The sequence below is a fragment of the Bradyrhizobium sp. B117 genome, from assembly GCF_038969555.1.
Classification (GTDB): domain Bacteria; phylum Pseudomonadota; class Alphaproteobacteria; order Rhizobiales; family Xanthobacteraceae; genus Bradyrhizobium.
The window spans coordinates 6,000,137-6,013,075 of record NZ_CP152414.1 but is presented as its reverse complement, the minus strand read 5'-3'; the positions used below and the strand labels follow the sequence as shown (position 1 = coordinate 6,013,075).

Here is a 12,939-nt window from a genome sequence, read left to right as displayed (position 1 = left end):
CACGGCCAAGCTGCGGGTCAACCGCGAGAGCCGGGTCAGGGAGGAGCAGATGAGCGCAGGCAGCACCGCGCCGTTCAGCGGCATCGTCGGCAAGACGGTTGCGGAGTCAAAACCCTGGTGGCCGGAGGCCGTGAAGCCGCCCGAGGGCGCGCCGAACATCCTCGTCGTGTTGTTCGACGACGTCGGCTTCTCCGATTTCGGCTGCTACGGCTCGGCGATCAGGACGCCGACCATTGACAGGCTCGCCGCGGAGGGCCTGCGTTACTCCGGCTTCCACACCACGGCGATGTGCTCGACCACGCGCGCGGCGCTGCTGACCGGGCGCAACCATCATTCGGTCGGCGTCGGTTGTCTCGCCAATTTCGACTCGGGCTATCCCGGGTACCGCGGCAAGATCGCGCGCGAGGCGGGAACGCTCGCCGAGATGCTGCGCGTGCACGGCTATCGCAATTACATGGTCGGCAAATGGCACGTCACGCCGCTGACCGAGAGCGGCGCCACCGGCCCGTTCGACGGCTGGCCTTTAGGGCGCGGGTTCGACCGCTTCTACGGCTTTCTCGATGCCGAGACCGATCAGTACGCGCCTGAGCTCGTCTCCGACAACACGCATATTGATCCGCCGGGCACTTATGCCGACGGCTATCATCTGACCGAGGACCTGATCGACCAGGCCATCCGCTTCATCGGCGACCACCAGGCCGATCGGCCGGAGATTCCCTGGCTCACCTGGATCGCGCTCGGCGCCTGTCACGCGCCGCATCAGGCGCCCGCTGATATCATCAGGAGCTATGATGCTGCCTTCGCGCACGGCTGGGACGTCGAGCGCGAGCAGCGTCTCGCGCGCCAGAAGGCGATGGGACTGGTGCCGCCGGACACGCGGATGCCGGCGCGCAACGATGGGGTGAAAGCATGGGACGAGCATTCGGCCGACGAGCGCCGCGTCTTCACCCGCCTGCAGGCGGCCTTCGCCGGCATGCTCGACCATTCCGATCGGCATCTTGCACGCCTCGTCGCGTTCCTGGACACAGCCGGCATCCGCGACAACACGGTCATCATCGTGATGTCCGACAATGGCGCGAGCCAGGAGGGCGGGCCGCTCGGCTTTGTCAACGCGATGGGGCCGTTCAACTTCAAGCCGGAGCCGATCGCCGAAAAACTCGCCCGCATCGACGACATCGGCGGGCCCGACACCCACAGCAATTTCCCGCATGGCTGGGCGATGGCGTCCAATACGCCGCTGCGCCGCTACAAGCAGAACACCCATGGCGGCGGCATCCGCGATCCCTTCGTCATCAACTGGCCGAAGCGCATCGCGGCGAAGGGCGAGCTGCGGCACCAATTCGTGCACGCCTGCGATCTTACGCCGACGCTGCTGGAGCTGATCGGCATCGAGTCGCCGAGCATGATCATGGGCTGCCGGCAGATGCCGCTGGAAGGCGAGAGCTTCGCGCGCTCGATCAATGATGCGGCCGCGCCCTCAAAAAGCTCGCCGCAATATTTCGAGATGTTCGGTCATCGCGGTCTCTGGCAGGCCGGATGGAAGGCCGTCGCCTTTCATCCATCAGGCACACCGTTCGGGAACGACAAATGGGAGCTTTTCCATCTCGACGAGGATTTCTCTGAGACCAATGACCTCGCGCTCAAAGAGCCGGAGCGGCTGGCAAAGATGATTGCGACATGGTGGGACGAAGCCGAGAAGCACAAGGTGCTGCCGCTCGACGACCGCTTCGGGCCGCGCTTTGCCGAGAATGCCGCGCGCTTCCACGGCGCGCGCCATCATTTTGTCTTCCATGCCGGCATGGGCCACGTGCCGACCGACGTCGCGCCCGACGTGCGCAGCCGCAGCTACACGATCGAGGCGCATGTCGAGATCGAGGAGCGGGGGGCCGATGGCGTGCTGATCTCGCATGGCGATGCGACGTCCGGCTACAGCCTCTACGTCAAGGATGGACACCTCGTGCACGACCTCAACATCGGCGGCAGCCACCAGATCGTGCGGTCGGATCGCAAGGTGCCGTCAGGCGCGCGCCGGCTCGGCGTGCACGTCGAGCGCCTCGTGCGCAAGGAGCCGCCCGCCAAGGGCTCGCGCACTGGCGTCACCGAATACACGCTTTTGATCGACGGCGAGAAGGCGGGCTCGCTCCAGACCCAGCTCGGCTTCCACACGCTGATCTCGTGGTCCGGCCTCGACATCGGCCGCGACCGCGGCAGCCCGGTCTCGCATTACGAGGCGCCGTTCGAATTCGAGGGAAGGCTGCAGCGCGTCACCGTCACCATGCACCACGACCAGAAGCTCGACGGCGATGCCGTCGGCAATGCGCAGATGGCGCGGCAGTGAGGGAAAACCGGTGTCATGCCCCGCGGAGGCGGGGCATCCAGTACTCCGAGCCAGCGCGGCTAGAGTCGAGCTGCCGCGGCGTACTGGATCGCCCGCCTTCGCGGGCGATGACAGCGCCCCTTACTTGATCTTGTCGTAGGCCGCCGCGAAATCGTTCAGCGGCATCGGGATCGCGATCGTCTCCTTGGCCATGTTCTGGAAGGAGACCTTGAGCTGCTTGCCCGAGCGCAGGGCCGCGAGCAGGTCCGCCCCGATCGGCGTCGAGGCGTAGCAGCCGCGGTTCTCGCAGGTCTGGATCTGGAGGTCGAACGACTTGCCCTCGTCGACCTGGAGCTTGGCGCCGACGGGCAGGTTGAGGCCGAGCGGCAATTGCAGCAGCGCGATCGGCGTGCGGGTGTCGGGTGCGATGCGGATGTTGATGAGGACGACGGTCTGGCCGGTCTTGGTCAGCACCGCGTTCTGCTCCATCGCGCATTCGAGCGGCGCATCGCGGCTGGCGCTGGTGCAGCGGACAATCCAGCCCGGCTGTCCCGGGGTGCCTTCTGCCGGTTGCTGCGTCGGGGCGGGAGCGGGCTGTGCGGCGGCGGGCTGTGCGGCGGCGGCTGGGGCAGGGGCTGCGTTCTTCTTGGCGCCCTGCTGGGCATGCGCGGCACCCGTCGACAACAGGACAGCAGCGGCGAGGGCGACAAGTCTGGATTGCATGAGCATGGCGAAACCGCGTTGGCGTGAACCAGGGGTCTCGCTGTAGCGTCGCGGGAGCCGCGACGCAAGCTTACTCGGCGGCTTGCTTGACGCTGCCGTGCTCTGGCGTCTCGTGGCCTTCGCCGTCACCCGTGCGGCCCCAGCCCGAGAACCAGTTGTTGAGCTCATCGAGATAGAGATAGACCACCGGGGTGGTGAACAGCGTCAGCGCCTGGCTGACGATCAGGCCGCCGACCATGGCGTAGCCGAGCGGTTGGCGGATTTCGGCGCCGGTGCCGTGGCCGAGCATCAAGGGCACGCCGCCGAGCAGCGCGGCCATCGTCGTCATCATGATCGGGCGGAAGCGGAGCAGCGCGGCCTGCCGGATCGATTCCGCCGGCGTCTTGTGTTCGTCGCGCTCGGCGGCGATGGCGAAGTCGACCATCATGATGCCGTTCTTCTTCACGATGCCGATCAGGAGGATGATGCCGATCAACGCGATGAGGCTGAAGTCGAAGCCGGCCGCCATCAGGATCGCGAGCGCGCCGACGCCGGCCGAGGGCAGGGTCGACAGAATCGTGATCGGATGGATGTAGCTCTCGTAGAGGATGCCGAGGATCAGATAGACCACGACGAGCGCGGCGAGGATCAAGAGCGGCACGGTGCCGAGCGACTGCTGGAACGCCTGCGCGGTGCCCTGGAAGCTCGAGTTCAGCGTCGGCGGCGCGCCGAGATCGGCCATCGCCTTCTGCACGGCCTCGGTGGCCTGGCCGAGCGCGACGCCCTGGGCGAGGTTGAAGCTGATCGTGATCGCCGGGAACTGGCCCTGGTGGCTGATCGAGAGCGGACGGACCGGATCGGTGGTCCAGGTCGCAAACGTCGAGAGCGGCACCTGGTCGCCGGTCAGCGGCGATTTCAGGTACAGCTTGTCCAGGCTGTCGAGGCTGCCCTGCATCTCCGGCAGGATCTCGAGGATCACCTTGTAGGTGTTGAGCTGGGTGAAATACTGCGTCACCTGCCGCTGTCCGAACGCGTCATACAGCGTGTCGTCGATCAGCTGCGGCTGGATGCCGTAGCGAGAGGCGGTGTCGCGGTTGATCTTGAGCTGGACCGTGGTGCCCTGGGTCTGCTGGTCGGTCGCGACGTCGCGCAACTCCGGCAGCGTCTGCATCTTGGCTAGGATTTTCGGCGCCCAGTCGTTGAGCTCGGCGAGATCGGCGTCCTGCAGGGTGAACTCGAACTGCGTACGCGTCGGCCGGCCGCCGAGCCGGACGTCCTGCGCCGCCTGCATGTAGAGGCGGGCGCCGGACACCTTCTCGAGCTTGGGACGCAGCCGCGCGATGATCTGCTGCGCCGAGGCCTCGCGCTCGTTGCGCGGCTTCAGGGTGATGAACATGTTGCCGTTGTTGCCGGCGCGGCCGCTGCCGCCGATGTTCATCGCGATGGTGGCGACGTCGGGATCCTCCATCACAATCTTGCCGAGCTCGACCTGCCGCCGCTGCATCTCCTTGAACGAAATGTCCTGCGAGGCTTCGGAGGTCGCGGTGATCAGGCCGACGTCCTGCTGCGGGAAGAAGCCCTTCGGGATCAGCACGAACAGGTAGACCGAGAGGCCGAGCGTGGCGAAGAAGATCACGAGCGTGGTGCGCCGCCAGGCCAGCGCATGGTCGAGCCCATATTCGTAGCCGCGCAGCATGGCGTCGAAGGCGCGCTCGCTCCATTGGTAGAACTTGCCGTGGGTCACCTCGCCATGGGCGCGCAGGAAGCGCGAGGCCATCATCGGCGTCAGCGTCAGCGACACGAACATCGAGACGAAGATCGTCATCGCCAGCACGACGGCGAATTCGCGGAACAGGCGGCCGATGATGCCGCCCATCAGCAGCAGCGGGATCAGCACCGCGACCAGCGAGACGCTGATCGACACGATGGTGAAGCCGATTTCCTTGGAACCGCGGAAGGCCGCCGCCATCGGCGATTCGCCTTCCTCGATGTAGCGCGTGATGTTTTCCAGCATCACGATGGCATCGTCGACGACGAATCCGACCGCGATGGTGAGCGCCATCAGCGACAGATTGTCGAGCGAATAGCCGAACACCCACATCAGGGCGCAGGCGCCCAGCAGCGCCAGCGGAACCGTGACGGTGGGAATGACCGTCGCCCAGAAGCTGCGCAGGAAGATGAAGATGACCATGACCACGAGCGCGATGGTCAGGAGCAGCGTGAACTGCACGTCCTCGACCGCGGCGCGGATGGTGGTGGTGCGGTCGCTGATGAGCTCGATCTTGATCGCGGGCGGGATCGCCGCCACGAGGCGGGGCAGGGTCGCCTTGATCCGGTCGACGGTCTCGATGACATTGGCGCCCGGCTGCTTGAAGATCACCAGGAACACGCCGCGCTTGCCGTTGGCCCAGGCCGCCTGCTTGGCGTCTTCGGCGCCGCTGACCGCCTGGCCGATGTCGCGTATGCGCAACGGACCGCCGTTGCGATAGGCGATGATGACGTCGTTCCAGTCCTTGGACTGGGTCAGCTGGTCGTTGGCGTAGATCGTGTAGGCGCGCTTCTCGCCGTCGATATTGCCCTTGGGGCTGTCGACCGTGGTGATCGCGATCTGGCTGCGCACGTCCTCCATCGACAGGCCCTTGGCCACCAGCTTTGCCGGATCGACCTGGATGCGGATCGAGGGTTTCTGCTGGCCGCCGATGAAGACCTGGGCGACGCCGGAGAGCTGGCTGATCTGCTGGGCGAGCTGGGCGTCGACGGCATCGCTGACGGTGGTCAGGGGCAGCGTCTCGGACGTTGCCGACAGCAGCAGGATCGGCGCGTCGGCCGGGTTGACCTTGCGGTAGGTCGGCGGCGAGGGCAGGTTTTTCGGCAGCTGGCCGCTGGCGGCGTTGATCGCGCCCTGCACGTCGTTGGCGGCGCCGTCGATGCTGCGATTGAGATCGAACTGGATGGTGATCGAGGCGGTGCCGAGATAACTCGTCGAGGTCATCTGGGCGATGCCGGGAATCTGCGCGAACTGGCGCTCCAGCGGCTGGGCCACCGACGAGGCCATGGTCTCGGGGCTGCCGCCCGGCAAATTGGCGGTGATCTGGATGGTCGGGAAGTCCACCTGCGGCAGCGGCGCGACCGGCAGCAAGGGGTAAGCAACGAGACCGACAAAGAGAATGCCGGCCATCAGCAGCGAGGTGCCGATGGGATAACGGATGAAAGGTGCCGAAATCCCGCCCTCGGTCATTCCCGTCGTACCTTGTTCTGGGCCGGATCCGAGCTCGCCACCGTCGTCGAGACGAGGCTTCCGGGCTGCACCTTGAATTGACCGCCGGTGATGACCTGCTGGCCGGGGCTCAAGCCTTCGTCCACGACCGAACGTCCGTCGATGGCGTAGCTGACCTTGATCTTGTGCACTTCGGCCTTGTTGTCCTGGTTGACGGTATAGGCGTAGAGGCCGTTGGTGGAATGCTGAACCGCGTCATCCGGGACCACGGTCGCATCCTTCAGCGTCCGCACCAAGAGGCGCGTCGACACCGACTGGCCCGGCCACAGCGCGTGGTCCTTGTTGTCGAACACCGCCTTGAGCCGAATAGTCCCGCTGCTCGTGTCGACCTGGTTGTTGATGACCGCGAGCTTGCCCTCGGCCAGCGTCTTCTTGCCGTCGGTGGTGAAGGCGATCACCTTGAGCGCGCCGGCCTTCTGGCCCTCGCTGATATAGGGAAGCTGGTCCTCCGGCGCGGTGAAGATCACCGAGATCGGCTCGACCTGCGAGATCATGACGATGCCGGTCTGCGAGGACGCGTTGACGATGTTGCCGATGTCGACCTGGCGCAGTCCCGCGACGCCGGTGATCGGCGACTTGACCTGGGTGTAGTCGAGCTGGGTCTGGGCGTTGTCGATCGCGGCCTCGTCGGCAGCGATCTGCGCGGTGAGCTGGGCGACGGTGGAGCGCTGGGTGTCGACCCGTTGCGCGGTCGCGAATTCGCCGAGCTTCATGGCGCGCTGGAGCTCGAGATTGGCATTGGCCAGATTGGCCTCGTCCTGCGCCTTCTTGGCCTTGGCCTGGTCGAGCGCGGCCTGGTAGGGACGGGGATCGATCGAGACCAGAATGTCACCTTCCTTGACGATCTGGCCCTCTTTGAATTCGAGCTTGTCTATCTGGCCGTCGACCCGGGTGCGGACCTGGACGGTGTTGAAACCCTGAACCGTGCCGAGACCGGTCAGGTAAACCGGGAAATCGGCCGTCTGGACCGGCGCGACGCTGACGGGAACGGCGGGCGCACGCGGCGGACCTTTCTGCGCTGTCTGGGCTTTTCCGGCCTCGGGCGAGCCGTATTTCTGCCAACCATAGTAACCCGCGGAGGCCACGGCCGCGATGATCAGAATCCAGAGGATCGGCCGTGTTTTTTTCATATCGGCTCGTGTCGGCTCGTATGCCCTAAGTAACGAATTATGGGGCAATCGTAGGGTTCCAGCGCGCTTGTATAATACACGCCAAGTTCCAGTGTAAACAGCACTATCGGTGGAGAATCCTAAACAATTGGAAAGCTTTGCACGGCTTAGGCAGCACCGTGACGCTACGGTGTGCAGTGCTGCATTTTCCCACGAGGATCGATCAGCGGGCAAACTTTGTGCAATGCTCGGAAGTGGTGTGCGCGAGAGCGAGATGCGCCGCGCGGAGGGCCGGCTCAGGCGAGCCAAGAACGGTTCTAAATTCTGCGCAGACCGTTTCGGTTGTCAGGAAAATCGGCATCGTCCATATCGGCGCCGCCACAACGGGAGCGCAGGATGGACGAATTGAACGGCAAGCTGATCGCGTGTCAGATCTTGATCACGGGACTGATCGCGCGGGTCGCCAACGAGCAGCGCGACCCCTTGCGCTTCCTCACCGACTTCCGCGACGAGATCAAAGCCGTCGTCAACGGCGTCAACATCGCCGGGCTGGACAACACCGATCGCGTGCGCGCGATCGCGCAGAAAAACATCGACGAACTGTTCTCGCTGATGAAGCCGCCGAGCAGCGACTGAAGCGTGCGCGCGATGCCGATAGCGACGTGCTTTTCGCGCTTGTTTTAGAACGACTCCAATCTTCGTTTAGAACCGTTTCAAACTACAGTTTAGAATCGTTTTGATCTTGACGTATTCAAGGGTTCTGGCGGCTTGCCCGCATTGACCCGCTATTTTGCCGCCGATACCAACAGCCCATCGTTCATCGAAGTGAATGAGCGAACAAGAAGATGGGGCGTTTGGTAATGGGGCAGGTGGTCGCACCGAAATCGTTGCGTTCGGTCGCAGCGTTCGATTCGATGGATGAGAAGTCGTCGGGTGGTTCTGGCAAGACGGTCTCGGCAGTTGCGAGCCTGATCGCGGTGGCGTCGGTGTCGAGCGGCGCGCATGCGCAGCAGTCCAACCTGCCGCCCGTCACGGTCGATGCGCCCCACGAGCGTCCGCGTCCCACCGCTTCGAAACCGACGGCCGAGCAGGTCCGCGCACGCAACGCGCTGCGGCGTGCGGCGCAGCGGCAGCAGGCTGCAACGGCACCGGTGGTTAATGCAGGCGGTCTTGCTGCTGATCGTGATCCATACGCAAATCCCGCCGCGCCTTACATGGCCACCCGAGTGCAAGCGTCAGGCAAATTCCCTGAGCCAATCCTCAACACGCCAAAATCGATCACCGTGCTTACGAGGGAAGTGCTCGAGGACAAGAACGCCACGACCCTGAAGCAAGCGATCCTGAGCACGGCCGGCGTGACGCTCGGAACGGGCGAGGGCGGCAATGCTTTCGGCGACCGCTTCTTCATCCGCGGCTTCGATGCCCGCAACGACGTCTTCATCGATGGCGTCCGCGATTCCGGCGTCAGCGTGCGTGAGAACTTCTTCACCGAGCAGGTCGAGATCCTGCGCGGCCCCGGCTCGACCTTCGCCGGCCGCGGCATCGCCGGTGGTGCGATCAACATCGTCACCAAGCAGGCGACGACGGCGGGGAGCTTCTACAACATGGACACGACGTTTGGCACCGACCAGACCAAGCGCGTGGTGCTCGACGTCAACCAGGTGATCAACCCGACCTGGGCGGTGCGTGCTGGCGGCCTATTCCAGGACGCAGGCGTCGCCGGGCGCGATTATGTGAAGGATAATCGTGACGGAGCGTTTGTCGCTACGACGTGGAAGCCCGTAGATGCGGTCAAGATCCAGGCCGGTTACATCCATACCGAGCTGACCGGTCTGCCCGACTTCGGCGTGCCTTACTATCGGCCCAGCACGGCGAGCACGGCCGGCGGGCCGTTCCCGGATTTCGGCTCCAACCGCAACAACTGGTACGGCTTCGTCAATCGTGACTTTTATCGGACCGGCCAGGACATTGGCACACTCAACGCGGAAGTGCAGATCACACCCGACCTGTTGATTACCAACAAGTTCCGGGATTCGTATTCCACCCAGAACTACATCGGCACGCTTCCGGAAGCGCCGGTTTTGGCCAATCCGCTTTCGGCGTCGACACTCAGTGCCAATCCGCAGAGCCGCTTCCAGGAGACCAGTGTGATCGCCAACCAGACGGAGGCGACATACAAATTCAACGACGGCGTCGGCTTCAAACACACGGCACTTGCCGGCTTCGAATACGACCACGAGAAGTCGTCCATCGACAAGTATCTCGGTCTCAGCTCCGAAGCGCTTCCCGGCGGTTTCAGCGGCACCGGATCATTGTCCGGGGTGAGCGTATTCAATCCGCAGTTCACGAACCTTCCGTTCGGAATACCGGCCGGCTTGTCGGGCCTGCCTACCAAGATCACGATCGACACCAAGAGCGTCTACGCGATGGACAGCGCGAACTACCGCGATCTGGTCATCCTGAATGGTGGCGTTCGCTACGACGACTACAACATCAAGACGAGCGGATACGGCACCGTAAATGGGGTCGCCAACGTGTTCGGCACGCAGCAGCAAGACTACGGAATGCCGAACTTCAATCTCGGTCTCACGCTGAAGCCGCTGCCGAACGGCAGCGTCTACGCAGCTTACGCGACGTCGTCGAACCCGGTCGGCGCGGAATTCGACGGCACCAGCGTCCAGTATGGCGGCCTTGCACCGGTGCTCAACGGTAATGCCACGCAGATTTTTGGTCCCGAAAAGAACAGAGCAATCGAACTCGGCACGAAGTGGGAGCTGTTTGACAGGCACCTGCTGCTCACAGCCGCTCTGTTCCAGACCGAGAAGGACAATGCGCGCGAGTCACGCAACATCACGGCCGCCACGGCGACCGCAGCCTGTCCTTATCCTGCAGGCACTACGGGAACCGTTTCCTGTATCACGGCCGGAGCTGCTTACCGTATTCGAGGCATAGATCTCGGCGTCGGCGGCAAGATCACCGACAAATGGAGTGTCTTCGGCGGGTTGGTGTTAATGCAATCCGAGGTGACGAAGTCGCTGATCCCGCCTGCAAATACGGCCCTCTACACGACGAACGTGGGCCTGCCGCTTTCGAACGTCGCCCATCAATCCTTCAGCATGCTCAGCAAGTACCAGTTCAACGACGTCTGGGAGCTGGGTGGTCAGGCAGTCTATCGCTCGAAGATCTATGGTGGCACCTTCCTCGCGGCCAACCAGGGCACGTCGATTCCGAGCTATTGGCGTTTCGACATGTTCGCGGAGGCCAAGATCAACAAGAACTGGCAGGTCAAGCTGTTCGTGAACAACATCTTCGACAAGCGCTACTACGACGCGCTGTACCAGAGCGCTGCGCCCTTCGTGCTGGAAGCACCGGGGCGTGCCGCTTACCTGGTGCTGTCAGCCCGCTACTGACGGAGCAACAACGAGTTTCATGCTGACATGCATCGAAAACGTTCTCAGCAAAAATGATGTGGCGGATTTCCGCCGCATCATGGACGCCAGCGCGTGGGAGGACGGCCGCTCGACCGCGGGCGCACAGTCGGCGATGGTGAAGCGCAACGAGCAATTGCCGCCGGACAGCGAGGTCGCGCGCAAGCTCGGCAACCGCATCATCTCGGCGCTGACCTCGAACCCGCGCTTCATTGCGGCGGCCATCCCGCTCCAGATCTTCCCGCCGCTGTTCAACCGCTATGCGGCGAACAGCGGCCATCATTTCGGGCTGCATGTCGACAATGCGATCCGCGGCGACCGGCTGACCGGCCTTCGCATCCGCACCGACCTGTCGGTCACGCTGTTTCTCGCCGAGCCGGAAGAGTATGACGGTGGCGAACTTGTGATCGAGGACACCTACGGTTCGCACGAAGTCAAGTTGCCAGCCGGCGACTGCGTGCTCTATCCCTCGACCAGCCTGCATCTCGTGACGCCCGTGACGAGGGGGACGCGGGTTGCGTCTTTCTTCTGGCTTCAGAGCATGATACGGGACGATCAAGCCCGTACCATGATCTTTGACCTCGACACCGCGATACAGGCGCTGGTGGAACGGCTCGGGCGTGACGATCCCGAAACGGTCAAATTGACGGGTATCTATCACAACCTCATTCGCTACTGGGCCGAAGTATGAAGATCATGTCCTTCCAAGCAAGCCTTGCCGCAGCTGTCGTCCTGACGGCCGCCTGGCTCGCAACTCCTGTTTCCGCCCAGACCCCGCCGGCGGCCCCGGCACAAGCGACGGCCCAGCCGGCTGCGACCAGTCCGGCCCCAGTGGCTGCTCCGGCCCCGGCGGCTGCTCCGGCGGCGACGGCACCCGCGGCCCCCTCAGCCACCGCGCCGGCGGTCGTAAAGCCCGATACGGCGGCTGGCATCGCGCCGGCCATGAAGGAATTGTCGCCCTGGGTGATGTTCATGTCGGCCGACGTCATCGTGAAGGCGGTGATGATCGGGCTCGCCTTTGCCTCCCTGATGACCTGGACCGTCCTCATCGCCAAGTCGATCGAGCTGTCGGTCGCATCAAGCAAGCTTCGTTCGGCGCTGAAAAAGGTCGCGGAGGCGCGCTCGCTCGCCGAAGCCCAGATGGCGCTTGGCGCCAAGGGGGGCATCCTGCCGTCCTTCCTGGCGGCGGCGCTGCGCGAGGCGCGGATGTCGGCCGGCCTGTCCAGCGATGCCGGCATCAAGGAGCGCGCGGCCTCGAGCTTCCAGGAGATCGTGCGCGCGGAGGCGCGGCGCATCCGCGTCGGCATGGGCGTGCTCGCGACCATCGGCTCGACATCGCCCTTCGTCGGCCTGTTCGGCACGGTCTGGGGCATCATGAACAGCTTCATCGGCATCTCGAAGTCGCAGACCACGAACCTTGCCGTCGTCGCGCCCGGCATCGCCGAAGCGCTGCTCGCGACCGCGATCGGCCTCTTCGCCGCCATTCCCGCCGTCATCATCTACAATCACTTCTCGCGCATGACGAAGGGCTATCTCGAGCTCGTCAGCCGTGCCTCGGGCGCGGCGGCGCGGCTATTGTCACGCGATCTCGACCGCAGCCACGGCAGCGCGCATTCACGCGCGGCGGAGTGAACCATGGGCGTTTCGCTCGCAGACAACGATGACGACGACGATTTCGCGGAAACGCACGACATCAACGTCACGCCGTTCATCGACGTCATCCTGGTGCTGCTGATCATCTTCATGGTCGCAGCGCCGCTCTCGACCGTCGATCTGCCGATCGACCTGCCGACCTCGAGCGCGATGCCGCAGAAGAAACCGGACAAGCCGACCTATGTCAGCATCAAGCCCGATCTGACGCTGGCGATCGGGGAGAACCCGGTCAAGCGGACCGAGCTGATCGGCTCTCTCGACGGGATGTCCGAGATGAGCAAGGACAAATACGTGTTCCTGCGCGCCGACCGCGCCGTGCCTTACGGCGAGTTGATGGCCGTCATGGAAATCCTGCGTGCCGGCGGCTATTCTCGTGTCAAGCTGGTGGCACTCGAAGCGCCTGCTGCGGCGGCTGGGCCGTCGCAAGCGGCGCCCCAACCCTGAGTACGGCGC

General features: G+C 64.1%; 9 protein-coding genes. 6 read left to right on the top strand and 3 right to left on the bottom strand.

Translation table 11 applies throughout. From position 1 onward, the window contains the following. Window positions 1-49: 49 nt before the first annotated feature. On the top strand, window positions 50-2,338 hold the full coding sequence (locus AAFG16_RS29500) for an arylsulfatase (protein WP_342730915.1): 2,289 nt from the start codon (window positions 50-52) through the stop codon (window positions 2,336-2,338). 120 nt (window positions 2,339-2,458) lie between these two features. Here AAFG16_RS29500 and AAFG16_RS29495 read toward each other — a convergent pair whose 3' ends face one another. The 3 genes from AAFG16_RS29495 to AAFG16_RS29485 all read right to left on the bottom strand — a co-directional run bounded on the left by AAFG16_RS29495 (window position 2,459) and on the right by AAFG16_RS29485 (window position 7,426). Beyond that, a complete protein-coding gene (locus AAFG16_RS29495) occupies window positions 2,459-3,046 on the bottom strand; it encodes an invasion associated locus B family protein (protein WP_342730913.1) in 588 nt (195 codons plus the stop codon). Window positions 3,047-3,110: 64 nt separating this feature from the next. Then, window positions 3,111-6,257: an efflux RND transporter permease subunit gene (locus tag AAFG16_RS29490; protein ID WP_283079986.1), complete on the bottom strand. Its 3,147-nt coding sequence runs from the start codon at window positions 6,255-6,257 to the stop codon at window positions 3,111-3,113. After that, window positions 6,254-7,426: an efflux RND transporter periplasmic adaptor subunit gene (locus tag AAFG16_RS29485; RefSeq protein ID WP_283079985.1), complete on the bottom strand. Its 1,173-nt coding sequence runs from the start codon at window positions 7,424-7,426 to the stop codon at window positions 6,254-6,256. Before AAFG16_RS29485 ends, AAFG16_RS29490 begins: the two co-directional genes overlap by 4 nt. Window positions 7,427-7,801: 375 nt before the next feature. Between AAFG16_RS29485 and AAFG16_RS29480 the strand changes: the two genes are divergently transcribed. The 5 genes from AAFG16_RS29480 (at window position 7,802) to exbD (ending at window position 12,930) form a co-directional block, all read left to right on the top strand. Next, a complete protein-coding gene (locus AAFG16_RS29480) occupies window positions 7,802-8,041 on the top strand; it encodes a hypothetical protein (RefSeq protein ID WP_235547003.1) in 240 nt (79 codons plus the stop codon). Window positions 8,042-8,265: 224 nt separating this feature from the next. Beyond that, complete coding sequence (locus AAFG16_RS29475; RefSeq protein WP_283087004.1) at window positions 8,266-10,815, top strand: TonB-dependent receptor; 2,550 nt, start codon at window positions 8,266-8,268, stop codon at window positions 10,813-10,815. A 19-nt stretch (window positions 10,816-10,834) separates the two neighbouring features. After that, the gene (locus AAFG16_RS29470; protein WP_283079984.1) at window positions 10,835-11,524 is read left to right on the top strand and encodes a Fe2+-dependent dioxygenase; all 690 of its coding nucleotides are present in this window, start codon (window positions 10,835-10,837) and stop codon (window positions 11,522-11,524) included. After that, complete coding sequence (exbB, locus tag AAFG16_RS29465; RefSeq protein ID WP_342730909.1) at window positions 11,521-12,465, top strand: tonB-system energizer ExbB; 945 nt, start codon at window positions 11,521-11,523, stop codon at window positions 12,463-12,465. The genes AAFG16_RS29470 and exbB overlap by 4 nt, the downstream gene beginning before the upstream one ends. A 3-nt stretch (window positions 12,466-12,468) precedes the next feature. Then, window positions 12,469-12,930 (top strand): TonB system transport protein ExbD, encoded by a 462-nt coding sequence (exbD, locus tag AAFG16_RS29460; RefSeq protein ID WP_027557385.1) that lies wholly within the window; start codon window positions 12,469-12,471, stop codon window positions 12,928-12,930. Window positions 12,931-12,939 lie beyond the last annotated feature (9 nt).

Excerpts from the sequence above, each read along its gene's own strand:
- AAFG16_RS29500 (WP_342730915.1), top strand. The coding sequence starts at position 50 with ATGAGCGCAGGCAGCACCGCGCCGTTCAGCGGCATCGTCGGCAAGACG.
- AAFG16_RS29495 (WP_342730913.1), bottom strand. The coding sequence starts at position 3,046 with ATGCTCATGCAATCCAGACTTGTCGCCCTCGCCGCTGCTGTCCTGTTG.
- AAFG16_RS29480 (WP_235547003.1), top strand. The coding sequence starts at position 7,802 with ATGGACGAATTGAACGGCAAGCTGATCGCGTGTCAGATCTTGATCACG.
- AAFG16_RS29490 (WP_283079986.1), bottom strand. The coding sequence starts at position 6,257 with ATGACCGAGGGCGGGATTTCGGCACCTTTCATCCGTTATCCCATCGGC.
- AAFG16_RS29475 (WP_283087004.1), top strand. The coding sequence starts at position 8,266 with ATGGGGCAGGTGGTCGCACCGAAATCGTTGCGTTCGGTCGCAGCGTTC.
- exbB (WP_342730909.1), top strand. The coding sequence starts at position 11,521 with ATGAAGATCATGTCCTTCCAAGCAAGCCTTGCCGCAGCTGTCGTCCTG.
- AAFG16_RS29470 (WP_283079984.1), top strand. The coding sequence starts at position 10,835 with ATGCTGACATGCATCGAAAACGTTCTCAGCAAAAATGATGTGGCGGAT.
- exbD (WP_027557385.1), top strand. The coding sequence starts at position 12,469 with ATGGGCGTTTCGCTCGCAGACAACGATGACGACGACGATTTCGCGGAA.
- AAFG16_RS29485 (WP_283079985.1), bottom strand. The coding sequence starts at position 7,426 with ATGAAAAAAACACGGCCGATCCTCTGGATTCTGATCATCGCGGCCGTG.